Origin of the sequence: Aliirhizobium wenxiniae, assembly GCF_019511445.1 — a bacterium.
In the GTDB taxonomy this organism is placed as follows: domain Bacteria; phylum Pseudomonadota; class Alphaproteobacteria; order Rhizobiales; family Rhizobiaceae; genus Neorhizobium; species Neorhizobium wenxiniae_A.
Genome location: NZ_JAEUAN010000028.1, coordinates 55051 through 78905, shown reverse-complemented (window position 1 = coordinate 78905; position 23855 = coordinate 55051). Strand labels below are relative to the sequence as shown.

Here is a 23855-nt window from a genome sequence, read left to right as displayed (position 1 = left end):
CGGGCATCGGAAGCCATCCAGCGCTTGACACGCAACCGGTTGCATGAGAGCTTTTTGGTAACAAAGATAAGGGAACAGGACATGAAAAACGCATCTGCAAAGACCAGAATTTCCACGCGCGCGCTGCTCATGAGCACGGCTTTTGTCGGCACGCTTCTTTCCGGCGTGGCGTCGGCATCGGCAGAAACGCTCACCGTGTGGAGCGGTTATCCGGAAATGGCGCCGTTCTACGAGCATGTTGCGCAAGGCATGAAGGCCAGCCATCCCGATCTCGACGTCAAGGTCGAGGCAATTGCGCTTCGCGAGCATGAAAAGCGCGTCGCGCTGGGCCTTACCGGCGGCGGTCAGGAAGGTGTGACGGTGATCGAACTGTCCGGCTCGACCGCGACGCGTTATCTCGAAAACGACCTTCTGCCGGAAGCCAGCGATGAGGTTTCGGCCTTCGTCAAGGACGAGAAGAATTTCAGCAAGTTTTTCAGCGACAGCGCGAGTTACGATGGCGCCGTCTATGGCGTGCCGCTGTTCCGCGGCCAGGGGTCGCTTTACTACAATACCGAGATGTTTGCTGCTGCCGGCCTGACTGCGCCGCCGAAGACGATGGAAGAATATTCCGCCTATGCGGAAAAGCTGACGAAGCGGGATGCATCGGGCAAGGCGACCGTATCCGGCTGGAGCCTGCGCCTGTCCGGTGGCGGTCAGGGTATCGCCGAAAAGTTCTGGACCAACCTGCACCAGTTCGGCGGAGCCATTCTCGTTCCGGCCGGCGACGGCAAATGGAAGCCGGATTTTGCCAACGAAGCCGGCCGCAATGCGCTGAAGCAGTATTTGGCCAACATCTTCACGACGAAGACCGTTTCGCCGGAAATGCCGGCCGATGCCGATGCTTTCGAGCGCGGTCAGACGGCCATGTTCATTCGGGAATCCTGGGTGATCGGCGATATCGCCAAGAAGGCTCCCGATCTGAAATATGCGACTGCGCCGCTGCCGAAGGGCTCGATCGCTCTGCCGACCAATCTCTATGTTGCAGGCGAGGACGCCGATATCGGTTGGGAATTTGCGCAGGCTGCAAATTCGCCGGAGAACCTGGTTTGGCTGCTGGAGAATGTCGGCTGGCTGCCGAACCGCTCGGGCGTCGACTATACCAGCGTAACCGGCAAGCAGCCTGCTTTCGCAGCCTTCGTCAATTATCCGCAGGGTTACGAGTTCTTCACGCTTCCGGCAATCGGCCCGATCGAGGAAGTTCTGACCCGTGTTGCGGCTCAGCTTGTCATCGCCTTCGGGGATGCCTCGATGGCATCCGACGATGCCAAGATCGATGCCTTCCTGAAGAAGGCGAGCGACGAAGTTGTCGCCATTCTCGATCGTGAAGGCCTCGCTGCGAAATAATCGCCGGCGGCTTCGTCAATCGTGTCTTCCGGGGCGTCCTCGCTTGGATTGTCCCGGAAGGTTCATCCCGAATATTCAGGGGTCCGATCGCATGTCGGCCGACCTCTCATGTCTACAGGCCAAGTCAGAATGCTGAAGCGCAAGAGATTCATCTTTGCGATGCTCGCGATCCTGCCGACACTGGCGATCTTCGCCTATGTGCGGCTCTATCCGATTGCAGACACGTTGAGGCTCAGCCTTTACCAGTGGAATATCCTGTCGAAGAACAAGCCCTTCATCGGCCTTGCGAATTTCCGCGAGCTGATGGGCGATCATCTGTTCCTCGATGCGCTGATCAATACGACGATCATCGCTTTCGGGGTGCTGGCCCTGACGATCCCGATGGCGCTCGTCATCGCCGCGTTGATTTTTCATCGCACGCGTTCCCGGATGGCGGGTTTCTACGAGACCGCGGTGTTCATTCCGCATGTGGTGTCGCTCGTGCCCGCCGCCATGGCGTGGAAATGGATTTTCGATGCGAGGCTCGGACCGCTCAATGCGCTGCTCGATTTCTTCGGTATTCCGATGCAGAACTGGCTGTTCGATCCGGTCTTATCCGTCATCTGCATCATCGTGCTCTGCTCGTGGCAGGCGCTCGGTTATGCGGTGCTGATCTATCTCGTTGGCTTCAAGAACCTGCCGGTGTCGCTCTATGAAGCGGCCAAGCTGGATGGTGCCTCGGGGCGCCAAAGCTTCTGGCATCTGTCGATCCCGATGCTGAAGCCGATCACGCTCTATGTCTCAGTCGTCACGCTGGTTTCCGGTTTCAATGTCTATGCGCAGGCCTTCGTGCTGGCCTCCGATGCGCAGGGCGCGCCGGGCCGGCAGGTTCGCGTTCTCGTGCTCGACATGCTGGAAAACAGCTTCCGCAATTATCGCGTCGGTTATGCTGCGTCGGAAGCAGTCGTGCTTCTGGTGATCGTGCTGGTGCTGACGCTCATCCAGTTCTCGATGCTGCGGGAAAAGGGCAAGGCATGACCATGGACACGATGCGCACCGTTGAGCCAACCGCCGAAGAACTGAAAGAAGGCCTGCGCCTTCGCCGCAAGAAGAAGCTGACCAATCTGGCAATCGACACCTTCCTGATCGTCGTCTCGATCATGATGCTTCTGCCGCTGGTCTTTCTCGTCGCGAACGCCTTCAAGACGCCGGCCGAAATGCTGAGCTGGCCGCCGACCATCATTCCGCGTGACCCGACGATCGCTAATTTCTCCGCCGTTCTCGGCGATACGCCGCTCTTACGCTGGATCGGCAACAGCATTGCCTTTGCGGTGCTCTCGACCATCGCGATCGTGGCGACCTCCGCGATTGCCGGTTACGTCTTCGGAAAATTCCGTTTCCGCACGATGAACATTCTCTTCGCGCTGTTCCTGGCCACCGCCATCGTGCCGTTCGAAGTCTATATGATCCCGCTCTATTTTCAGGCGAAAACCCTCGGCATCCTCAATTCGCTCTGGGGCCTGCTGCTTGGCTATCTGGTGATGAGTTTCGGTATCTTTCTGGTGCGCCAGAATGTCATTCACTCCATTCCCGACGAATTGCTGGAGGCCGCGCGTATCGATGGCGCCGGCGAGTTCTGGATCTTCTTCCGCATCGTCCTGCCGCTGTTGCGCGGCGCTCTGGGTGCTCTTGCCGTGCTCGCCTTCTTCCAGGCATGGACGGCGTTTGCCTGGCCGATGATCGTTGCCACGACCCGTTCGAGCTATACGATCGAGGTGGGGCTGGCGCTATTCCAGACCGGCTTTACGGTGGATCTCGGAAGGCTCAGCGCCGCTTCCGCCACTGTTCTCATTCCGTCGATCCTGCTTTTCGTCCTCCTGCGCCGCAATTTCGTGCAGGGTGTGGCCAGCACCGGTCTCAAGGAATGACGGCTATGGCGTTTTTCGACGCGGCGCGGCGGGACTATGTCGCCGCTAATGCCGGCACGCTTTACTGGATGTTACAGCGCCCGGCGCTTGGTGACGGATTTCTCAACACCAAGCAGAACAGCCTGACATGCGAGGATTACGGCGCAGAAGATGGCGTTCGCGGCCCCGACTATATCTACGGTTGGATCCAGGGTCGGGGCTTGGAGGCGCTGGTCGGACATGCGGAGTTTTTTGACCAGGAACTGCCACCGCTTGCCGAAAAGCTGGATGCGACCGGACGCCGTCTCTACGGCCTGCTTGCCGGCCTGCAGAAAGCCAATGGCCATGCGTATTTCTGCTACGACCGCGACATACGGCCAGTCTATGGCGATGCGGCCGGTGCGATCCATCAGCAGCAGCGACAGGGGCCGATCTACAGCTATTCAGATGCCTTTGTCGCCAAGGGATTGATCGCTGCGGTCAGCCGTTACGGCCTGCCTGATCTTGCCGAACATCTCGCCTATTTTCACCGGGTCGTCGAGGCGATCGAGGACGGACGTTTCCAGATGGATGAACGCCGGCCTCTATCGCTCGACAGCATCGCCTCGCAGGCGGATGATTTCGGGCCGCGGATGATCCTGCTCGGCGCTGCCGGCATGTTGAAGCGTTTTGGTCATGCCGACCGTCTCGACTATGCGGATCGTTTTATCGCCCACATCATGGAGCGGCATTTCGATGAGGCCGCCGGCCTGCTGCGCAATGTGCCGGGCGAGGACCTGTGCAATGTCGGACACGGGATCGAGTTCGTTGGCTTTGCTCTCGATTATCTCGACGGCAATGCCGATCCGGCATTGATCGAAAAGCTGGAGCGCATTCTTGTTGCCTCCTTCGACAAGGGCTTTGTCGGTCCGGGACTTGTCCTGACGGTTTCGACGGTGACCGACGAGCCGCAAAGCCCCTATTGCCCGTGGTGGTCACTGCCGGAAACGATCCGTGCAGCAGCGCTCGTGCATGCGTGCACCGGCAGCGCGGAAAGCCTGCGGGTCTGGAAGAAAGCGCATGCGGCCTTCTTCGAACACTATTGGCGCGGCACGCCGCCGATTGCCTATCAGACGATGACGAAGGATGGGCCGGTGGATTTCGTGCCGGCCACGCCTGATCTCGACCCCGGTTATCACACCGGCCTCAGCCTGCTTTCGGCGATACACGCTGCCGACCAGTTAATGCCGACTACTCGAATTGCAAGGTGAAACAATGGCTTCCGTTGAAATCCAGAATGTCCGCAAGGCTTACGGCGACTTCGAGACGATCAAGGGCGTTTCCGTCGAGGTGCCGGATGGCGCCTTTGTCGTGCTGGTCGGCCCGTCCGGCTGCGGCAAGTCCACGCTGCTGAGAATGATCGCCGGGCTTGAGGAAATCACCGGCGGAACGATCCGCATCGATGGTCGCGTCATCAACGACGTCGAGCCGAAGAACCGCGACATCGCCATGGTGTTCCAGAACTACGCGCTCTACCCGCATATGACGATCGCCGAGAACATGGGTTTTTCGCTGCGCCTCGCCAAGAAATCCAAGGAGGAGATTGCCGAGCGCGTCAACGACGCCGCCCGCATTCTCGGCCTGACGGATTATCTCCAGCGTTATCCCAAGCAGCTTTCCGGCGGCCAGCGCCAGCGCGTCGCTATGGGCCGCGCCATCGTGCGCAACCCAAAGGTCTTTCTCTTCGACGAGCCGCTGTCGAATCTCGATGCCAAGCTGCGTGTGCAGATGCGCGCCGAGCTGAAGGATATTCACGCCCGCATCAAGACGACGACCGTCTATGTCACCCACGACCAGATCGAGGCGATGACCATGGCGGACCGGATCGTCGTCATGCGCGACGGCATTGTCGAACAGGTTGGAGCGCCGCTGGACCTCTATGACCGGCCGGTCAATACGTTCGTTGCCAGCTTCATCGGTTCGCCGTCGATGAACTTCATCACCGGCAAGCTTGGCGAAGACCGGATGTCGGTGACGACGGGGAACGGTGTTCGCCTGCCACTCGGCAGAAACGTGTCCGGCACGCCGGGATCGGAAGTGACCTATGGCATTCGCCCGGAGCATCTGACGATCGCGCAGGGAGGTGACAGCATTCCGGTTACGGTCACCAATATCGAACCCACGGGTTCCGAAACCTTCGTGCAGGGCACGGTCGACGGACAGAAGATTTCCGCGCTCCTGCGTGAGCGCCTGTTCATCAAGACCGGCGAAGTGCTGAACGTCGCCTTCCTGCCGACCAATGGCCACGTTTTCGATACGCCAAGCGGTATTCGTATCGATTGATCATGCCCCCGGAAGCGGACTTCACCTTCTCATGAACATGAAACGTCTTTCCAATGCGACGCTCAATGGTCTGGCCCCCTCCGTCGAGCAGCCGGGATATGATCGCGCAGCGGTCACGGCTGGGATTGTGCATCTGGGGATCGGAGCGTTTCACCGCGCCCATCAGGCGGTTTTCATTGATGATTGCCTGAATGAGGGGGCGACGGATTGGGGTGTGATCGGCGCATCACTGAGAAGCCCCGAGACCCGCGATGCGCTGAAGCTGCAGGACTGGCTTTATACGATTGCCGTTGGCGACGGTGACCGGCGTTCTCTCCGCGTTATCGGCGCGTTGCAGGATCTTGTCGTCGTCCCGGAAGATCCGGCGCGGCTTCTCGACATCATGTCCAGCCCGTCGATCCGGATCGTCAGCCTCACGGTGACGGAAAAGGCCTATCTCCGGAATGTCAACGGCGATCTCGATTTCGAGCATGCCGATATCCTTGCTGATCTGGATGAGCCCGAGCGACCGCGATCTATTTTCGGGTTTATCGTCGGCGCTATCGATCGGCGCCGGAAGAATGGAGTCGAGCCCTTCACGGTTCTCAGCTGCGATAATCTCGCGGATAATGGCCGCGTGCTGCACCGGCTTCTCGTTTCCTTCGCCGCGCGGCGAAGCCATGAACTCGCGGCCTTCATCGAGCAGCGTGTGGCCTGCCCATCGACGACGGTCGATCGCATCGTTCCCGCAACGACCGATAGGGATCGAGCCGACATCGATCATCTTCTTGGCGTGCAGGATGCCTGGCCGGTTGCCTGCGAGCCCTTTGCGCAATGGGTTGTCGAAGACAGGTTCACGCTCGGGCGTCCGGCGCTGGAACGTCATGGCGTGACCTTCGTGCGTGATGTGCGGCCTTTCGAATTGATGAAGATCCGCCTGTTGAACGGTGCGCATTCTGCGATCGCCTATCTCGGCTTGCTGCTCGGACATGAAACGGTGGCGTCCGCCTTCGCAGACCTCCGCATATCCGCTTTCGTGGAGGGCCTGTGGGAAGAGCTGATCCCGACCTTGCCCGAGGAGGAGGGACTTCGGCCGTTGATCTATATCGATGACCTGAAGCGGCGTTTCTCGAATACTGCGTTGCGGCACCGAACGGCTCAGATCGCCAATGACGGATCACAGAAGCTGCCGCAGCGCATAGTTCAGGCTGCGATCGAACGTATTGATCGAGGCCTGCCTGCCGACCATCTCGCCATGGTCATTGCGGCTTGGATTGCGGCGCTGGCCGGGCGTCCGGCTCTGGCAGAGTTCACGGATCCTCTCGATGGCGGACTTGTCGCCATTCCATTGTTTCCCAATCCCGGCATCGCGGAAGTAGAGGCGGTCTTTGACCTGACTGGCTTTGGCGGTGACGCCGCTGGCCGTGGCCAGTTGGCACTGCTGGTCGCCAATCGTCTGACGCAAATCAACACATTCGGCGCTGCAAGCGCTATCGATGATCTCAACAGTTAAGGGCATGGCACGATGAAACAGACTTGGCGGTGGTTCGGTTCCGACGACACGGTAACGCTCGATCATGTAAAACAGGCAGGTGCGACCGGCATCGTGACCGCTCTTCATCATCTCAATGACGGCCGTGCCTGGCCGCTGGAGGAGGTGTTGAAGCGCAAGGCCCTGATCGCGGCAAATGGCCTGACCTGGTCGGTGGTGGAAAGCATCATCGTGCACGAGAACGTCAAGACCCGGACCGGCAATTTCCGCGAGCTGATCGATAACTACAAGGCATCCATCCGCGCCGTTGCCGAAGCGGGAATCACCACGGTCTGCTACAATTTCATGGCGATCACGGACTGGACGCGCACAGATCTCGATTACCCCATGCCCCATGGCGGTACTGCGCTGCGTTTCGACGTGGTGGAATTTTGCGCTTACGACATGTTCATGCTTCAGCGTCCGGGTGCGGAGCACGACCATCCGGCGGAGCGAATTGCGCGCGCCGAAGAACGCTTCAAGACAATGAGCGATTCCGACAAGGCGCGGCTGGAGCGTAACCTGATCGAATGGGTGCCTGCGCGCGAATTCGTCTACGATCGGCAAAGCCTCAACCGGATGCTCGACGTCTACAAGGAGCTGTCGGAAGAGGGCTTGCGCGAAAACCTGTTCGCCTTCCTGAACGAAGTCGTGCCCGTCGCCGAAGAGGTCGGCGTCAAGATGGCCATTCATCCAGATGATCCGCCGTTCTCGCTGTTCGGATTGCCGCGTATCGTCCGCAATCGCTCCGATGCGCATGCGCTCATCAATGCCGTACGTTCGCCGTCGAACGGCATCACGCTATGCACCGGTTCCTATGGCGCCAATCCGGACAATGATCTGGTTGCCATGGCCAAGGAGTTCGCCCCAGACATTCACTTTGCTCATCTGCGCAATGTTACCAGGGAAGGCGATGGTTCCTTTCACGAGGCGGAGCATCTGGAGGGGGATACGGATATGGTTCGTGTCACCATGGCACTGATGGCGGAAGAGCGCCGCCGTCAAAATGCCGGTAGGGTCGATTGGGAAATCCCGATGCGGCCGGACCATGGGCACGCAATCGTTGACGACATCGGCAAGAAGGTCAATCCGGGTTACTCCTGTATCGGCCGCCTGAAGGGGCTTGCCGAATTGAGAGGCATCATGCGGACCATCGATACTCTTGCGCCGCATGATCTCGGTTGACGGGTGAGTTGCGGCATTCCTGTCAGGTGAGCTGATATCAGCTGTTCAGACCCGCCCATGCCCTGGGCGGGTTTTTGGTGTCGCGCGATCACCGGTACCATGCAAAATCCGCGATACCATGGAGGCGTGGCCTCTACCGTCTATTTGCTCTCCGCATCGAGCATGGCACGACGCCTTGGCGCGACCGCAGCCAGGTATTTGCGGCAGATCAAAAGGCCAGGCCCGGTTCCTTGTAACAATGCGCCTCAAAGACGCGTTGAAACATTTCCAAATCCATCAAGAGGCGAGAGCGCCGTCTGGTCGATGTCAATTTCATTGATCTTCTGACGTGACGAATTGCTATGGCATCATTTGTAAATCGCATTGTCCCGGATACTATCCGTGGCAAGCTGCTGGCAATTTTCGGCATTGCCGTCAACAGTTTCTTGAAAGCTGCGACGACATTGAAGAATGGCAGAAATATGCGCCGCTGATCATCCGTCAGGTCGACAGTCTCAACGCGATCATTGCCGAATTGCTCGAATTCGGAAAACCCCGGCCGCCGGCCATCCAGTTCATCCAGATCAACGACCTGCTTGGTGAAGTCCTGCTTCTGGCATGCGGTAAATCAAGTGCCCAGGTGGTGCAGGATCTGTCACCCGACATGCCGGTCATCGAGGGGGACGGGGAGTCGCTTAAGCAGGCTTTTCTCAACATCATCATCAATGCTCTTCAGGCGATCGAAAGGACCGGCACGATCTGGATCTCCACCTGCGTGCAGCCCAACGGAGTGGCGTTGATACGGTTCAAGGATGATGGAGAGGGGATCTCGGAGGAAGATCTCGAAAAGATCTTCGATCCCTTCTACTCCACGAAGCCGAACGGCACGGGCCTTGGCCTCGCCATGGTACATCGCATCGTCGATGCACATTACGGCACGGTTACAATTACCTCGAAACGCGGAGAAGGGACGGAAGTTAGCCTTCGTCTTCCGCTGCTCCACCATAGAACCGACGAATTGCCCTCCACATGAACAGATCTTCCAATACCGCCCTCGTTGTTGATGACGATGAGGCGATCCGCCAGATGCTCACCGCCGTTTTGACGAAGGCGGGTTATAGCGTCACCACGGCAAGTGATGGCGCGGAAGCCGTGGCGGAATTCTCGCTGCATCGGCCCGACATCGTTTTGATGGATATCCGCATGCCGAACATGACGGGGCTGCAGGCGCTAGCGGAGATACGCCGGATCGATCGTGCGGCCATAGTCATCCTGATGACTGCCTATGCCGAAGTCGGCACCGCGGTGCAGGCGATAAAGGACGGGGCCTTCGATTATATCATCAAGCCGTTCGATATTGCCGAGGTCATGCTTCTGATCGGCAGAGCGCTGCAGATGCGAACCATGCGGGACGATATCGCCACGCTTCAGCGGGAGCTTTCCGCCAGCTATCGCATGGATCGTATACTGACCAACAGTCCGAAAATGCTCGACCTGCTGCAGATGGTGGCGAAGGTCGCCAAAAGCAACGCAACGGTTCTGGTGACGGGAGAAAGCGGTACCGGCAAGGAAATGATTGCCTCCGCCATTCACTATAACAGCACGCGCAGCAATGGCCCTTTCGTCAAGATCAACTGTGCGGCGGTACCGGAAGGGTTGCTTGAGAGCGAATTTTTCGGCCACGAGAAAGGTGCCTTTTCAGGCGCGGTCGCCCGCAGGTCGGGGCGTTTCGAGCAGGCGGATGGCGGAACCCTGTTTCTGGACGAGATCGGCGACATTTCCGCCAGCCTGCAGGTCAAGCTTCTGAGGGTCCAGCAGGAGCGCGAGTTCGAACGTGTGGGCGGCGACAAGCCTATCCCGGCGGATGTTCGCATCGTCGTTGCGACCAACCGGAACCTGGAGGAGATGGTCCGGCAGAACCTGTTTCGCCAGGATCTCTACTTCCGCCTCAATGTCGTGACGCTGCGCACGGTTCCCTTGCGGGAAAGGCCGGAAGATGTCCGGCTGCTCTCCAGTCACTTTCTCCAGCGCTTCGCCTCTGAAAACCATATCGAAGTCGATGGCTTCGATCAGAATGCCGTCGAGTGCCTGATGCGCTATTCCTGGCCGGGAAATGTGCGCGAGCTCTCGAATGCAGTGGAACGTGCGGTCGTCATGAGCACCGGCGGGTTGGTCTTTGCAGAAGACCTGCCTGAACATATTGCATGCCCCCTCGAAGAGGGCGGCGAGGCTTTTGCGATGCCGGAACCGGACGCTCATGACAAGGCGTTGCGCGACCTGATTTCGGACTTTGAGGCGCGCGTCATCACCGAGGCATTGGCGCGAAACGGCGGAAACCGGGTCAAGACGGCAAGACAGCTGGGCATCAGCCGCCGCTCGCTGCTCTACAAGCTGCAGGAACATGAAATCTCCTGAACCATCCGGTTCTGCAGGTGAAGGTGCGCAACCCTGTGCGCACTATGCATTATCTTGCGCGGCAAGTCACGTTTCACGCTGACGAACCGCAACTCCAAGGCACTTTTCGCCCGAAATGAAAATGGCATGCTTTATGCAATTTACTTAAGCGAACTGCCTGAAAACCTCTCTCCTGAAGCATTTTTTCTGGGCAGTTCAGGAGGATCAGGTCGGTCGGCGCTCGTTTTCGCCGGCAGGCAAATTCTCCTTCCCGTCAAGGAAAGGAAGAATATTTCATGAGTAAATTGCGAACGCTGGAAGAGGCCGTTGCGGCCACCCCCGAAGGTGCAGTGTTGATGATCGGCGGCTTTATGGGCGCCGGCACACCCCATCGCCTGATGGATGAACTTGTGCGGCAGGGCAAAAAGGGCCTGACGGTTATCGCCAACGATACCGCCCGCCCGAATGTCGGAATCGGAATACTGATCGATGCGAAACTGGTCGCAAAGCTGGTGACCAGCCATATCGGTACCAACCCTGAAACACAGCGGCAAATGATTGCGGGGGAAACGCAGGTCGAGCTCGTGCCGCAGGGTACGCTTGCGGAGCGTATCCGCTCCGGCGGTTTCGGCCTTGGCGGCGTCCTGACGCCGACGGGTGTCGGCACGACGGTGGACGAAGGCAAACAGACCATCGAAATCGATGGCAAGACCTTTCTCGTCGAGAAGCCGCTGAAGGCGGATTTCGCGCTGATCAACGCCAAACGCGCCGACTATTACGGAAATGTCGACTACGCGCTGACGGCACGCAATTTCAATCCGTTGATGGCGATGTCGGCCGAAACCGTGGTCGTTGAAGCCGCAGATATCGTTCCCGTTGGTGTCATTCCTCCGGATGTCGTCGTGACCCCGAACGTGCTTGTGGACTACCTCATTGCTACGGAGAACCGTCATGGATGAAAAGACTTTGATCGCCAAGCGCGTTGCGCTTGAACTGAAGGACGGTTTCCTCGTCAATCTGGGCATCGGCTTGCCGACGATGGTGGCGGCTCACCTGCCGAAGGACATGAATGTCTTCTTTCAGTCGGAGAACGGGCTTATCGGCATGTCGGCACTTCCGGAGCAGGGCTTTGCGCTGGGTGATCTGACCGACGCTGGCGGTGCTTTCATCGGTGCCCTGCCGGGCGCCTGCGCCTTCGACAGTGCCACATCCTTCGGGCTCATCCGAGGCGGCCATCTCGACGTAACCGTGCTTGGCGGCCTGCAGGTCGACCAGTCGGGCCAGCTCGCCAACTGGATGGTGCCGGGCAAGATGGTGCCGGGCATGGGTGGCGCGATGGACCTTGTATCCGGCGCCAAACAGGTGATCGTTGCCATGCAGCACACCGCCAAGGGCAAGTCGAAGATTGTATCGAAATGCACGCTGCCGCTGACATCTGTGCGCCGCGTAGATCTGATCGTCACCGACCTTGCGGTTCTTCAGCCCAGCGATGAAGGCCTCATCCTCAAGGAGACGGCACCCGGCGTTTCGATCGATCAGGTGAAAGCCGCCACGGATTGCGAGCTGATCATTCCTTCGAACGTTCCCGAGATGCAGATCACCGCGTGATCCTTCCACTCATTTAGAAAGAGACACATCATGTCGTCCGTTCCCAGCGAGGAAACGAGCGCGAGCCGTTTCAACCCTATTCATGCCCTGACGAGAGGCCTTTCAAGCCTTGTCAGTCGGTATCTACCGGACCCCTTGGTCTTTGCTATCCTCCTGACGATCATCACCTTCGCCCTTGGCGTTTTCCTGACGCCGTCCTCCCCGCTCGATATGGTCAACATGTGGGGTGACGGTTTCTGGAACCTCCTGGCATTCTCGATGCAGATGGCCCTGGTTCTGGTGACGGGCCATGCATTGGCCAGTTCGGAGCCTATCCACAAGCTGATGGTGAAGCTGTCATCGATCGCCAAGACACCGCGGCAGGGTGTCATGCTGGTCGTGTTTGCTTCCAGCGTCGCCTGTGTCATCAACTGGGGTTTTGGTCTGGTTGTCGGCGCCATGTTCGCCCGTCAGGTTGCCCGCCGCATTCCGGCTGCAGATTACCGCCTGCTGATTGCGTCTGCCTATATCGGCTTCATGACGTGGCATGGCGGCCTCTCGGCTTCCGTTCCGCTGGTTGCCGCCACGCCCGGTAATCCGATGGAGAAATCGATCGGCCTCATCCCGATCTCGGACACGATCTTCACCGGTTACAATATCTTCATCACGGTCGCCCTGATTGTGGTCCTGCCCTTCCTTTGCCGCTTCATGCACCCTGCGGAGAAGGACGTCGTTGCAATCGATCCCAAGCTTCTGCAGCCGGAGGAATCGACAAAGCGCGTGCTCGGTCCCGATGCGACTTTTGCCGAGCGCATGGAAGAAAGCCGGATTTTCGTCTGGATCGTAGCGGCACTCGGCATCGTCTATCTGGTCCAGTATTTCCAAAGCCACGGCTTCAACATGACGGTCAACATCGTCAACCTGATGATGGTGATTGCCGGTCTGCTTCTGCACCAAACCCCGATGGCCTATGCCCGTGCCATCAGCAATGCTGCCCGCGGCACAGCCGGGATCATGATCCAGTTCCCGTTCTATGCCGGTATCCAGCTGATGATGGAACATTCCGGTCTGGGTGGCCTTATCACCAACTGGTTCGTGGAAATCGCCACCAAGGACACGTTCCCCGTTCTGGCATTCCTTTCGTCCGGCTTCGTCAACTTCGCCGTGCCGTCCGGTGGCGGTCACTGGGTTGTCCAGGGTCCCTTCATCATGCCTGCTGCAGAAGCTCTTGGCGTCGACAAGGGGATCGCCGCCATGGCCATCGCCTATGGCGAGGAATGGATGAACATGGCGCAGCCTTTCTGGGCACTGCCCGCTTTGGCAATCGCCGGGCTCGGGGTGCGTGACATCATGGGCTATTGCGTGACCGCTCTCATCGTCACGCTGCCGATCTTCCTGATAGGCCTCTATTGCTTCTGACTTTTTCGGGCGCGTCAACGATCCCTGACGCGCTCGTGCCTTCTTCCAAAATGGCAACATTACCGGAGTAAAACCATGACCAATATCGTAATCGTATCGGCCGCCCGCACGGCGATCGGCAAGTTCATGGGTGGGCTTTCCACCCTTCCCGCCAGCCAGCTGGGTTCGATCGTCATCCGCGAGGTTCTCGAACGCGCCAAGCTTGAAGCTTCTGCCGTCTCCGACGTTGTGCTCGGCCATGTGCTGAGCGCCGGCCAGGGCCAGAATACCGCCCGCCAGGCTTCCGTTGCCGCCGACATTCCGATGGAGGCCTCAGCGCTCACCATCAACCAGGTCTGCGGCTCTGGCCTGCGTGCGGTCGCACTTGGCGCCCAGTCGATCCTTGCCGGCGATGCCGATGTGGTCGTGGCTGGCGGCCAGGAGAACATGAGCCTTGCCCCGCATGCCGCCGTCCTGCGCACCGGCGTCAAGATGGGCTCGGCCGAGTTCGTCGACACGATGATCCGCGATGGTCTGTGGGATGCGTTCAACGACTACCACATGGGCATCACCGCCGAAAACGTCGCCGAGAAATACAAGCTCACCCGCGAAGAGCAGGATGCCTTCGCGCTCGCCTCGCAGACCAAGGCTGCAGCCGCGATCGCTGAAGGCCGGTTCAAGGCGGAAATCGTTCCGGTAACGATCAAGACCCGCAAGGGTGACATCATCGTCGATACCGACGAGAACCCGCGCGCCACGACGCTGGAAGCGCTTTCCGGCCTCAAGCCTGCCTTCAAGAAGGACGGCACGGTGACGGCCGGCAATGCCTCTGGCCTCAACGACGGTGCTGCCGCCGTGGTTCTGATGCGCGAGGACGAAGCTGCCCGTCGGGGTCTCACCCCGCTTGCCCGGATCGCCTCGTTTGCGACGATGGGCGTCGATGCCTCGATCATGGGCACCGGCCCGATCCCGGCCTCGCGCAAGGCGCTGGAACGGGCCGGCTGGAACATCAACGATCTCGACCTGATCGAGGCCAATGAGGCGTTTGCGGCACAGGCTCTTTCCGTCAACCGCGAACTCGGCTGGGATCCGGCCAAGGTCAACGTCAATGGCGGGGCGATCGCCATCGGCCATCCGATCGGCGCTTCCGGCGCCCGCGTTCTGGTCACGCTCTTGCATGCGCTGAAAGCCCGCAACGCCAGGAAGGGCCTCGCAACGCTCTGCATCGGCGGCGGCATGGGCATCGCTCTTTGCGTCGAGGCGCTCTGAGCGGCTTTTCCGTCAACGGTTTTTCCCAGGCCGTTGATCATCTCGCAAACGTCCTCCTCAGCGTTTCTGCGGGATTTCGTGCCGGGCAACTCCATTTGGTCGAGTTGCCCGGCGCATCTGAGCTCTGAAAATGAGCGCGTAATCCACGCTGTTCACACCCAAGTGTGTGGCTATTCAGCCCAATTTACCTATGAGCTATTGCCTGTCTGCGAGAGATGCTTATCTCCGAAATATGGAAACAATCTCGATTACACAGGCTCGATGACACAGGTGAATTGATGGCTTTGGCCGCTGCCGTCGCGATCCTGTTGGTGGGATTGCTTTTTCTCTTCAATCGACGCGCGGCCTATCCCGCACTTGCGCTTGTCGCGATCATCGGGATCACCGTGGCGATCGCCACCGCCTTGCAGCCGTCAACACGTCAGAACACCAAGGAAGCGGTGACGGCGAAAGTATCCGTGGATCCGGTCGCATGTACCGATCCTTCAAAACCCGTCGCGATCGAATTCCTTAACGGTAATGATGCAGCCGTGCAGAGGGTGTCGTTCAGTCTGCTTGGCCGTATGACAGGGCATTCGTCGGTCGCCTATCGCGGTTTTCTACAGGACGATACGATCATCGAGCCGGGGCAGGCCGCAGTGACTTGCCATGGATTGCTTCCGCTCGGCTTTGCTCCGCCACGACCCGCGACCATCATCCCTGAAGACTACGACTGGTCCGTCGATATCTCGCTTGTCGATTTTTCGACGCGCTGATCTCTCCAGACCGAAATCGGGAGAGACCAGGTTCAAGCTCAGTCACCGAAGATCGGAACGCGTAGTCCTTCGCTGCCGAAAAGCTGTTCCAGTTGCGTGATGCTTGGGCATTTCGGTGCGTTTTGTAACAGATCCGGGCTGAAATCGGCCTTTGCAAGCGCCACGACCGCGGTCGCAAGAACTGACGTTCCGGGCGTGATCTCGCCGCGAAGCTGGGGAACCAAGGTCTTGGCATGAATGAGGTTGCTGTTGGCAATGGCGCTGATGGCCACTCCGTTACGCGTGATATCTGGTGACAGGTCGAGAATGGCGCTGGTGTCCGTCTGGCCGTGCCAGATCGCACGCCCCCCATCTTGCTCGGCGATGTCGGCATTGAAATCGGCCCGCGGGATTGCAAATCCGCCCTCGCTGGTTTGCAGTGGGCGCGGTGTGGTGATGCGGTGCAGGCGAATGTGCCATGGGTTGGCCGGCACAAGCCAGGTCTCGACCGTCACATCGCCCCACGGCTTCCAGCGGGAATAGAGGTTGTCGCCGGCAATCAATGCCTCTTCCAACGTCTCGCGCATGCGGAAATGCACGCCATCGTCGGAAAGACCGAGCATGCCGTCGAAGCTTGCGGCGACAAAATGCCGATCGTTGAGTTCGATATTGAAGCCGTAACGCGTCGAATAGACGAATTTCGAGTATTTCTCGTTGGCGCCTAGCATCTTGTCATGTTGTTGGCCTGAGGAGAGGATGACGGTATTGCCCGGCGTATGCATCGCAACCATGCCGGCTTCCTTCAGCGGCACCGGATCGGCAAATTCGGGAGCAGCCGTCTCCTCCGCAGCCCAGAACGGGTGGTCGGCGGAGAGCGCCAGCGGCAGGAAGAATTTCAGCGCCCAATAGGGCGAGCCGGCGGAGTTGTAGCTCTCGCTCATCATCAGGTTCGGATAGCCGTAGCCGATCGAAAGCACGCCGTCGCGCTCCGCGATCGGCAGGTCCGACCACCAGCGGATATGGCGCATGTAATAGCCCTTGGTCTCGCTCCAGGGCAGCGCCTCGACATCGGCAAAGGCAAGAGCACCCCAGATGCCACCGCAGGCAAAACGATAGGTTTGGCTGCGGCCGAAGGCGAGGGCTGCACCATCCGGGCCGAACCAGTGACGGATATCCTTGGCAAACACGTTTGCACGCTCGCGATAGGCGGCAGCGCGTTTGGTGTCGTGCTTGGCAATGACGGAATAGATCAGCGCATAGAAATGCAGGGCGAAGGGCACGTAGTGGTCGGCGCGCTTCACCGGCCCGTCGCGATACCAGCCTTCGCCAAGCCGGAACGCCTCGACTTCATCGAGATATTTTTCCGTCAGCGAGCGGTCGAAATCGATACCGGCCTGCGTCAGCCCGAGATCGATCAGGACGCGGAAAAATTTCCAGTTGTTGTCGACGAACTCCTTGTCCCGCGCGGAAATCAGATAGGCGGCAATGGTCTTCTTCTGGGTCTCACTCAGCGGTTCCCAGATGAACTGCGGCACCATGGCGATGGCAAAACCGATTGCCGCAAGCTCCACTTGCCGCTGGTCGGTGCGGGAAACATCACCCCAATATTCCGGGTGGGACGGATCCGTGCCGTTGGCGAGGCCGCGCCGATAAAGCTCCCAGTGCGGAAAGTCATAGCCGCCTGCGGCCAGCGGCACGATGCCCCAGAGCGGCCGGGCAAAACCTTCGAGATCGGCTGCAGCGCGGTCGAAATGCGCGCCGGTGGCGTTGAGGCGCACCCGTGCACCGCCTTCGGAAAAATAGGGAAGTAGCGGCTTGAACAGATCCATCACCGCTTTCGCGACATCGTCGCGCGTCTTGAGAGGATTGCCATGAAGCGGATTGGCGCGGGCGGGATCGTAGATCATCGGTCTTCCAGTCATTCGTCGGGCAGATGTTCGGGCAAAAGAAAACCCCGCGGCAACCAAGGTCACCGCGGGGGCAGGGCGTGTTACTTGATGGCTTTTACGCCATCGGTCATTTCCTTCAGACCGTCATCGATCGAGGTATTGTCGGTCATCATCGAGTCATGCGCGCGATTGAGGATGACCTCGATACGGGCAGCATTCGGCGTCACCGCCATTTCCAGATAGGACTTGCCGGGCTCAAGTGCAGCCTTGCTGGTTTCGTCCTGCGGGAAGCCGTCGAGCGAGGCGATCTTGGCCGTCACTTCCGGCGTACGCACGGTCGGGATCGTGCCGGTCGATGCGATGATCGAGGCGCCTTCCGCGCTGGTGACGAACTTGATGAAGTCGAGAACCGCTTCCTTGTGGGTGGAATTGCTGTTCACCGACAGGCCGGAAATCTGCGCTGCGGTCGTACCGGCAACAACGCCTTCCGGATGCGGGAATTTCACGATTCCCCAGTTCTTGCTCTTCGATTCACCCGACTTGACCTTGGCGATCTGCGTGCCGACAAACCATGTGCCCATCGGCAGCATGCCGATCGTGCCGTTGAAGAACGGACCCGAATAATGGGTGTTCGAGGTCTTCAGCGTTGCATAGGACGGCACGACGCCATCTTCCTGCAGCTTCAGCGCACGCTCGTACCAGGGCTTCAGGAATGCATAATCCGGGCCAGCCAATGTGTTCTTGCCGTCCTGGATGCCGGCCAGCTGAACGGTGGAGCGCCAGGTGTGCAGCAGTGCGCCATAGGTCTTGTTAACGCCCATGCCGCCGGCAAGCTTGGTCGCGGTCTCATCGAACTGCGCCCAGGTCATGTCGTTGGTCGGGTAGGGCACGCCGGCCTTGTCAAAAATGTCCTTGTTGTAATAGACGACCCAGAAATCCGAGCGGAATGGCAAAGAATAGATCTTCCCGTCAATCGTCATTTCTTCGGCCAGACCGCCGAAGGATGCCGAGTCGATGTTCTGCTCCTTCATGAAGCTGGAGAGATCCATGATCGAGCCGGCGCGGATGAGGTTCGTATAGTTCGGTACGTCCTTGACGGTGACGATGTCGATATCCTTCGAACCGCCCGCAAGCTGCGTAGCGATCATCTGCTGATAATCCTGCGAGCCGAGATCGACATGCTCGAATTTCACATTGGGGTTCTTGGCCTGATAGGCTTCGATCAGTGGTTTGTAGAAGGCTACCTTGTCCCAATCCCAAAGCGCCCAGCGCAGTGTGACGGCCTCACCCGATTGCGCCAAGGCAGCACCGGCGGTGGACGCCGCAAGCGCAAGGCCAGCCAGCGTCAGTTTCATGCCTCTCCCTAAAGTTTCCAAATACATCCTGTTTCTCCTTCCCTGGATTGTCTCTGGTTTAAATATGCTTTGCGGCTGCCGCCTCTGTCTCAAGGTTGGGCTGTGTCGCAACAGGCAGGGCAAGCACCATCACGGCGGCGCGGTGCGCGGCAAAGGTGATGGCAAAAAGCCCAAGAGAAAAATTGAGTGTGGCCGGCATGAACACCGACACGGGATAAAATGCGATATGGGCGAGCCACAGGCCCGCCACGAAAAGCAGCGCCGCCATCACTGGCAACGGCCTTATGATCGATGCGATGGCCGAAAGCTGCAGCAGTTTTCTCGCCGGCAGGTCGCGCATCACCATCAGCACCAGAAAATGGCAGGCGGTGATGCAGAGGAAAAGGGTCACGACAAAGGCGATCGCCAGCGGCACCGCCAACATCAGATTTTCCCGCGCTGCCGATGCATATGTGGCAACGGCATAACCACCGAGGCCGATGGCTGCGGCAAACAGCAAGCCCCAAATCGTCGCGCGCCAGAAATAACGGCGCAGCGCTTCCAAGAAATCGCGCAGCAGATAGGTGTTGCGGTCTTCGACAAAGGCAACGCAGACAAAGGCCATGGCTGCGAGTGCGGCCGGCAGCGGGATGATGAGAAGGGCGGCCAGAATGAACAGGATGTTCAGTTTGACCATCTCCCACCATTCACGGGCAAATGTCTGGCCGAACAGGGCAAGGCCGGTCTTTTTCGGCGCATTCTTGGGAATGCCCGGCCCTTCCTTCGTCCACATGTCCCGCAGCCACTGCATGGCCTTCCTCCCGGCTCGGCGTCCTCAATAGAGGATCGAGCGTTCCGTTTCCTTGTCGAACAGCTGCATATTGGTCGTATCGACGACCAGCTTTGCCGTTTCGCCCGTCTTCGCCTTGAAGCGCGGCGAGACGCGCACGGTCATCGCCTTGTTGCCCGCGGTGATGTTGAGATGGATCTCGGAGCCCATCGGCTCGGCAAGATCGACGACGGCGTCGAACGGCGCGATATTGTCCGGGTTGATGTCGCCCGGCGCCAGCTCGTGGAAGTTTTCCGGTCGAATGCCGACAATGACTTCCTTGCCCTCGTAAGGAGCAATCCGGGCCTTGTCGAAGCTTGCCGGGATCGGCAATACGCGACCGTCGAAGATTGCCACATAGCCTTCGCCACGCTTCTCGATCTTCGAAGGCAGCATGTTCATCTGCGGTGCGCCGATGAAGCCTGCCACGAACATGTTGATCGGCCGGTCATAGAGGTTCTGCGGCGTATCGACCTGCTGGATGTGACCATCGGCCATCACCACGATACGGTCGGCCATGGTCATGGCCTCGATCTGGTCGTGGGTGACGTAGATGAATGTCGAGTTCAGCCGCTTGTGCAGCTTGGTGATCTCGGCGCGCATCGTGCCGCGCAGCTTTGCGTCGAGGTTGGAGAGTGGCTCGTCTAGCAGGAACACTTCCGGATTGCGCACCATGGCGCGGCCCAGCGCCACGCGCTGCCGCTGGCCGCCGGAAAGCGCCTTCGGCTTGCGGTTCAGAAGATGGGTGATGTCGAGGATCTTTGCCGCTTCCTGCACCTTCTGGTCGATGACCTCGCGGGAAGCCTTTCGCAGCTGCAGGCCGAATGCCATGTTCTTGTAGACGGTCATATGCGGATAGAGCGCATAGTTCTGGAATACCATGGCGATGTCGCGGTCCTTCGACGGCACGTCATTGACGACATCGCCGCCAATGATCAGTTCGCCGCCGGAGATTTCCTCAAGGCCGGCGATCATGCGCAGGGTCGTGGACTTTCCGCAGCCGGACGGGCCGACGAGGATGATGAATTCCTTGTCTGAAATCTCCAGATCGATGTCATGAACAACGGTCAATGCGCCGTAGGTCTTGTTCAATTTCTTAAGCGAAATGCTGGCCATCGGTTCAATCTCTCACCAGTAGGAAGACCACGAACGCGACAGGCGCGTCAGGGCTTCCATGTAATAATAGTCACCCCAGGAGACGCACTCGTCGACGCCTTCGCCGCGGCAGGTGTTGTAGGGGGATTTCTTCGAATAGGTGCCGTGCAGGACGAGCCCGTTGGAGATGGCCGGGTCCTTGACGGCGTAATGATCGGCTAGGCTTTTGATCATCCGGCGGGCGAGGTCACGATACCGATCCGCAGCTTCGCCGCCGACGAGATCGGCCATCTCCAGCAGTCCGCAGGCAACGATCGAGGCCGCAGACGTATCGCGCGGTTCGTTGTCGCCATCGGAAAATACCATGTCCCAATAGGGCACCATGTCTGCCGGCAGCTTGTTCAGGTAGAATGCCAGCAGCCGGTCGAACGTGTCGCGATATTCGTCGATCCGCTCGTAACGATAGGAAAACGCCATGCCGGCCACGCCCCAGGCCTGGCCGCGCGCCCAGAAACTGTCATCGGCATAACCCTGCTTGGTCGCGCCGCGCACCGGCGCGCCGGTGACCGGGTCCATGTAGAAGGTGTGATAAGTAGAATCGTCCGGGCGCACCGAGTTCTTCAGCGTCGTGCGGGCATGGATGAGCGCGATATCGCGGTATTTCTGGTCGCCCGTCTGCTCGGTTGCCCAATAGAGCAGCGGCAGGTTCAGCAGGCAGTCGATGATATAGCGATATTCTTCCGCCACGCCCTTGCGGCCCCAGGCCTGAATGAACTGGCCGATCGGCTGGTAACGCTCGATCAGCTGGTCGGCGGCGAGAAGTGCTGCCCGGCGGCCATCCTCGTCACCCACCAGCTTCCACGCGGCAATGCAGGAGGGCGAGTAGAGGAAGCCCATGTCGTGGTGGTCGGTCTCGATGCGGTTCTCGATCCGGTGCAGAAAGCTCTGCACCTGGATCTGCGCCGCATACTGAAAGGTCTTGTCGCCGGTATGCTCGAAGGCCAGCCAGATTTCGCCCGGCCAGAAACCGGCGGTCCACTGGTTGTTGGCAACGGGCGGATAGAAATTGTTCACGCTCGAATGATTCTGGGCGCTGTAGGTGAATTCCGGCAGGTTGCGACGGATCTGCTCGACAGCGACATCGAGGGCCACTTTCACCTGTTCATCGGTGATCGGCTGTGGAGCGATGGGGGAGATGGCGTTCATGAACTTATCCCTTCAGGCCGGAAGATGCGACGCCTTCGACGAAGAAGCGCTGCAGCGACAGGAAGACGATCAGAACCGGGATCAGCGCGACGACTGAAGCGGCCATGATAAGCCCGTATTCGGCCGAATATTGGCTGATGAACATGCGCAGGCCGATCTGGATCGTCTTCAGCTCGGTCTTGGTCAGGTAGATCATCGGCCCGAGAAAATCGTTCCAGGTGGTGACGAAGGTGAAGATCGTCAGCGTGGAAAGTGCTGGCTTCGATAGCGGCAGCATGATCTTCGCCCAGATCTGGTATTCGTTCATGCCGTCGATACGGGCCGCCTCGCAAAGCTCGGTCGGGATCGACATGTAGAACTGCCGCATCAGGAACACGCCGAAGGCGGTGAATGCCTGCAGGCAGATCAGCGCCAGGTGCGTGTTGTTGAGGCCGAATTCGCGCATCAGCAGGAACTGCGGCACCATATAGACCTGCCAGGGCATGGCGATTGTGGCGATGTAGCCGAGGAACAGCGCGTTCTTGTAGGGGAACTCCAGCTTGGCAAAGGCGTAGGCCGCAAAGCTGGACGTAAACAACTGCAAGACCGTGACGATGATCGTCAGCTTCGACGTGTTGTAGATGAACAGCGCCAGCGGGATCTTCGTCCAGATATCGACGTAGTTCTGCCACTGCGGATTGGACGGGATCCATTCGATCGGGAAGACGAAGACTTCGCTGCTCAGTTTCAGCGAGGCCGACAGCATCCAGGCGAAGGGAAGCAGCATCACGAGGGTGATCAGGATCACCGTCACATAGATGGCGGCAAGTTTCCCGGTGAGTTTCTGGCCGGCAATACGCATGGCTCAGTCCTCCTTCTGGCGGCGGAACTGGATGACGGTGATACCCAGCACGAGGAAGAACAGGACGAGCGCGATCATGCTGGAATAACCGAGATCCCAGGAGACGAACGCCTCGTTATAGATGTGATAGACGAGCACGAGGGTCGAGGTGCCGGGGCCGCCCTGGGTGATCATATAGATCTGGTCAAATACCTTGAAGGACTGGATGGTCAGCATCACGGTAACGAAGAAGGTCGTCGGGCCGAGCTGGGGCACGGTGACATAAAGGAATTTCTGCCAGGCATTGGCACCATCCAGATCGGCGGCCTCATAGAGTTCGGAATTGATGCCCTGCAGGCCGGCCAGATAGATGACCATAAAATAGCCCATGCTCTTCCACACGCCAAACAGGATGACGGTGACCATCGCCCAGTGGCGGTCGGCGGCCCAACCCGGCATATCCTTCGGGTCGAGGCCGAGCGTGTAGAGGAGCATGTTCACCGGACCCATTTCAGGGTTGAAGATCATGTTCCAGACGACGGCAACGGCCACCAGCGAGGCGACGTAGGGAAAAAACATCGCGGTGCGGAAGAAGTCGCGGCCGAGGATTTTCTGGTTCAGAAGGATGGCAAGGCCGAGCGCGCAGGCAAGCGTCGCGGGCACAGACACCACCGTATAGATGATCGTGTTCCAGAAGGCGTCGATGAACGCCTTGTCTTCGAACAGGCGCCAGAAATTGTCCAGCCCGGCAAAGGTCATGGCATTGCTGCCGTCCCAGTGCATGAAGGCCAGCACGAAGGCGAACAGGATCGGGCCGAGCGTGAAGACGGCAAATCCTAGGAAATTCGGGGCAATGAAGGAGTAGGCGACGAGCGCGTCCTGCACCTTGCGGCGACGCTTGGACACGACCTTGCGCCGTCTCGTCACGACCGGCGTGTCGCCGGCGGCAATGATAGAGTTAGCCATCATACTCCTCCAAGAAAAGATGCCACGGACTATGCCCCTTCGAGAGCCTATCCGCGGATGCACGGC

Annotated in this window: 22 protein-coding genes; 15 read left to right on the top strand and 7 right to left on the bottom strand. The window is 59.1% G+C overall.

Annotated elements, in window-relative coordinates; all coding sequences use genetic code 11:
* Window positions 1-81 precede the first annotated feature (81 nt).
* From JNB91_RS26390 to JNB91_RS26320, 15 genes are all read left to right on the top strand, one after another.
* A complete protein-coding gene (locus tag JNB91_RS26390; RefSeq protein ID WP_220328459.1) occupies window positions 82-1386 on the top strand; it encodes an ABC transporter substrate-binding protein in 1305 nt (434 codons plus the stop codon).
* Between the two features lie 129 nt (window positions 1387-1515).
* Entirely contained in the window at window positions 1516-2403 is an 888-nt protein-coding gene (locus JNB91_RS26385) for a carbohydrate ABC transporter permease (protein WP_220328470.1), read from the top strand.
* Entirely contained in the window at window positions 2400-3293 is an 894-nt protein-coding gene (locus tag JNB91_RS26380; RefSeq protein ID WP_220328458.1) for a carbohydrate ABC transporter permease, read from the top strand. Before JNB91_RS26385 ends, JNB91_RS26380 begins: the two co-directional genes overlap by 4 nt.
* 5 nt (window positions 3294-3298) lie before the next feature.
* A complete protein-coding gene (locus JNB91_RS26375; protein ID WP_220328457.1) occupies window positions 3299-4522 on the top strand; it encodes an AGE family epimerase/isomerase in 1224 nt (407 codons plus the stop codon).
* A 4-nt stretch (window positions 4523-4526) separates the two neighbouring features.
* Complete coding sequence (locus tag JNB91_RS26370) at window positions 4527-5594, top strand: ABC transporter ATP-binding protein (protein WP_220328456.1); 1068 nt, start codon at window positions 4527-4529, stop codon at window positions 5592-5594.
* 31 nt (window positions 5595-5625) lie between these two features.
* A complete protein-coding gene (locus tag JNB91_RS26365; protein WP_220328455.1) occupies window positions 5626-7086 on the top strand; it encodes a mannitol dehydrogenase family protein in 1461 nt (486 codons plus the stop codon).
* A gap of 12 nt (window positions 7087-7098) precedes the next feature.
* Window positions 7099-8289 (top strand): mannonate dehydratase, encoded by a 1191-nt coding sequence (gene uxuA / locus JNB91_RS26360; RefSeq protein WP_220328454.1) that lies wholly within the window; start codon window positions 7099-7101, stop codon window positions 8287-8289.
* Between the two features lie 328 nt (window positions 8290-8617).
* Window positions 8618-9301, top strand: a complete 684-nt coding sequence (locus JNB91_RS31505; protein ID WP_220328453.1) for an ATP-binding protein — start codon at window positions 8618-8620, stop codon at window positions 9299-9301.
* A complete protein-coding gene (gene atoC / locus JNB91_RS26350) occupies window positions 9298-10683 on the top strand; it encodes an acetoacetate metabolism transcriptional regulator AtoC (protein ID WP_220328452.1) in 1386 nt (461 codons plus the stop codon). Before JNB91_RS31505 ends, atoC begins: the two co-directional genes overlap by 4 nt.
* 54 nt (window positions 10684-10737) lie before the next feature.
* Window positions 10738-10962 (top strand): hypothetical protein, encoded by a 225-nt coding sequence (locus JNB91_RS26345; RefSeq protein ID WP_220328451.1) that lies wholly within the window; start codon window positions 10738-10740, stop codon window positions 10960-10962.
* Window positions 10959-11621, top strand: a complete 663-nt coding sequence (locus tag JNB91_RS26340) for a CoA transferase subunit A (protein WP_220328450.1) — start codon at window positions 10959-10961, stop codon at window positions 11619-11621. Before JNB91_RS26345 ends, JNB91_RS26340 begins: the two co-directional genes overlap by 4 nt.
* Window positions 11614-12270, top strand: coding sequence for a 3-oxoacid CoA-transferase subunit B (locus JNB91_RS26335; protein ID WP_220328449.1), 657 nt, complete (start codon window positions 11614-11616; stop codon window positions 12268-12270). The genes JNB91_RS26340 and JNB91_RS26335 overlap by 8 nt, the downstream gene beginning before the upstream one ends.
* A gap of 30 nt (window positions 12271-12300) precedes the next feature.
* On the top strand, window positions 12301-13668 hold the full coding sequence (locus JNB91_RS26330) for a TIGR00366 family protein (RefSeq protein WP_220328448.1): 1368 nt from the start codon (window positions 12301-12303) through the stop codon (window positions 13666-13668).
* Between the two features lie 75 nt (window positions 13669-13743).
* Window positions 13744-14916, top strand: coding sequence for an acetyl-CoA C-acetyltransferase (locus JNB91_RS26325; RefSeq protein ID WP_220328447.1), 1173 nt, complete (start codon window positions 13744-13746; stop codon window positions 14914-14916).
* Between the two features lie 278 nt (window positions 14917-15194).
* Window positions 15195-15671: a hypothetical protein gene (locus JNB91_RS26320; protein WP_220328446.1), complete on the top strand. Its 477-nt coding sequence runs from the start codon at window positions 15195-15197 to the stop codon at window positions 15669-15671.
* 38 nt (window positions 15672-15709) lie between these two features.
* On the opposite strand, the gene JNB91_RS26315 is transcribed toward JNB91_RS26320, so the two are convergent.
* From JNB91_RS26315 to JNB91_RS26285, 7 genes are all read right to left on the bottom strand, one after another.
* Window positions 15710-17557, bottom strand: coding sequence for a DUF2264 domain-containing protein (locus tag JNB91_RS26315; RefSeq protein ID WP_220328445.1), 1848 nt, complete (start codon window positions 17555-17557; stop codon window positions 15710-15712).
* 83 nt (window positions 17558-17640) lie between these two features.
* Window positions 17641-18921, bottom strand: coding sequence for an ABC transporter substrate-binding protein (locus JNB91_RS26310; protein WP_220328444.1), 1281 nt, complete (start codon window positions 18919-18921; stop codon window positions 17641-17643).
* Window positions 18922-18952: 31 nt separating this feature from the next.
* Window positions 18953-19684 carry a DUF624 domain-containing protein gene (locus JNB91_RS26305; protein ID WP_220328443.1) on the bottom strand — a complete coding sequence of 244 codons (732 nt, stop codon included), beginning with the start codon at window positions 19682-19684 and terminating at the stop codon, window positions 18953-18955.
* A 24-nt stretch (window positions 19685-19708) separates the two neighbouring features.
* Window positions 19709-20818, bottom strand: coding sequence for an ABC transporter ATP-binding protein (locus tag JNB91_RS26300; RefSeq protein WP_220328442.1), 1110 nt, complete (start codon window positions 20816-20818; stop codon window positions 19709-19711).
* Window positions 20819-20830: 12 nt separating this feature from the next.
* Window positions 20831-22003 (bottom strand): glycoside hydrolase family 88 protein, encoded by a 1173-nt coding sequence (locus JNB91_RS26295; RefSeq protein ID WP_220328441.1) that lies wholly within the window; start codon window positions 22001-22003, stop codon window positions 20831-20833.
* A gap of 4 nt (window positions 22004-22007) precedes the next feature.
* A complete protein-coding gene (locus JNB91_RS26290; RefSeq protein ID WP_220328440.1) occupies window positions 22008-22844 on the bottom strand; it encodes a carbohydrate ABC transporter permease in 837 nt (278 codons plus the stop codon).
* A 3-nt stretch (window positions 22845-22847) separates the two neighbouring features.
* On the bottom strand, window positions 22848-23792 hold the full coding sequence (locus tag JNB91_RS26285; RefSeq protein WP_220328439.1) for a carbohydrate ABC transporter permease: 945 nt from the start codon (window positions 23790-23792) through the stop codon (window positions 22848-22850).
* Window positions 23793-23855 lie beyond the last annotated feature (63 nt).

What these genes read in the sequence shown, in the direction of transcription:
- JNB91_RS26295 (WP_220328441.1), bottom strand. Translation starts at nt 22,003, where the DNA reads ATGAACGCCATCTCCCCCATCGCTCCACAGCCGATCACCGATGAACAG.
- JNB91_RS26390 (WP_220328459.1), top strand. Translation starts at nt 82, where the DNA reads ATGAAAAACGCATCTGCAAAGACCAGAATTTCCACGCGCGCGCTGCTC.
- JNB91_RS26365 (WP_220328455.1), top strand. Translation starts at nt 5,626, where the DNA reads ATGAACATGAAACGTCTTTCCAATGCGACGCTCAATGGTCTGGCCCCC.
- JNB91_RS26305 (WP_220328443.1), bottom strand. Translation starts at nt 19,684, where the DNA reads ATGCAGTGGCTGCGGGACATGTGGACGAAGGAAGGGCCGGGCATTCCC.
- atoC (WP_220328452.1), top strand. Translation starts at nt 9,298, where the DNA reads ATGAACAGATCTTCCAATACCGCCCTCGTTGTTGATGACGATGAGGCG.
- JNB91_RS26315 (WP_220328445.1), bottom strand. Translation starts at nt 17,557, where the DNA reads ATGATCTACGATCCCGCCCGCGCCAATCCGCTTCATGGCAATCCTCTC.
- JNB91_RS26385 (WP_220328470.1), top strand. Translation starts at nt 1,516, where the DNA reads ATGCTGAAGCGCAAGAGATTCATCTTTGCGATGCTCGCGATCCTGCCG.
- JNB91_RS26335 (WP_220328449.1), top strand. Translation starts at nt 11,614, where the DNA reads ATGGATGAAAAGACTTTGATCGCCAAGCGCGTTGCGCTTGAACTGAAG.
- JNB91_RS26300 (WP_220328442.1), bottom strand. Translation starts at nt 20,818, where the DNA reads ATGGCCAGCATTTCGCTTAAGAAATTGAACAAGACCTACGGCGCATTG.
- JNB91_RS26285 (WP_220328439.1), bottom strand. Translation starts at nt 23,792, where the DNA reads ATGATGGCTAACTCTATCATTGCCGCCGGCGACACGCCGGTCGTGACG.
- JNB91_RS26370 (WP_220328456.1), top strand. Translation starts at nt 4,527, where the DNA reads ATGGCTTCCGTTGAAATCCAGAATGTCCGCAAGGCTTACGGCGACTTC.
- uxuA (WP_220328454.1), top strand. Translation starts at nt 7,099, where the DNA reads ATGAAACAGACTTGGCGGTGGTTCGGTTCCGACGACACGGTAACGCTC.
- JNB91_RS26290 (WP_220328440.1), bottom strand. Translation starts at nt 22,844, where the DNA reads ATGCGTATTGCCGGCCAGAAACTCACCGGGAAACTTGCCGCCATCTAT.
- JNB91_RS26310 (WP_220328444.1), bottom strand. Translation starts at nt 18,921, where the DNA reads ATGTATTTGGAAACTTTAGGGAGAGGCATGAAACTGACGCTGGCTGGC.
- JNB91_RS26330 (WP_220328448.1), top strand. Translation starts at nt 12,301, where the DNA reads ATGTCGTCCGTTCCCAGCGAGGAAACGAGCGCGAGCCGTTTCAACCCT.
- JNB91_RS26340 (WP_220328450.1), top strand. Translation starts at nt 10,959, where the DNA reads ATGAGTAAATTGCGAACGCTGGAAGAGGCCGTTGCGGCCACCCCCGAA.
- JNB91_RS26325 (WP_220328447.1), top strand. Translation starts at nt 13,744, where the DNA reads ATGACCAATATCGTAATCGTATCGGCCGCCCGCACGGCGATCGGCAAG.
- JNB91_RS26375 (WP_220328457.1), top strand. Translation starts at nt 3,299, where the DNA reads ATGGCGTTTTTCGACGCGGCGCGGCGGGACTATGTCGCCGCTAATGCC.
- JNB91_RS26320 (WP_220328446.1), top strand. Translation starts at nt 15,195, where the DNA reads ATGGCTTTGGCCGCTGCCGTCGCGATCCTGTTGGTGGGATTGCTTTTT.
- JNB91_RS26380 (WP_220328458.1), top strand. Translation starts at nt 2,400, where the DNA reads ATGACCATGGACACGATGCGCACCGTTGAGCCAACCGCCGAAGAACTG.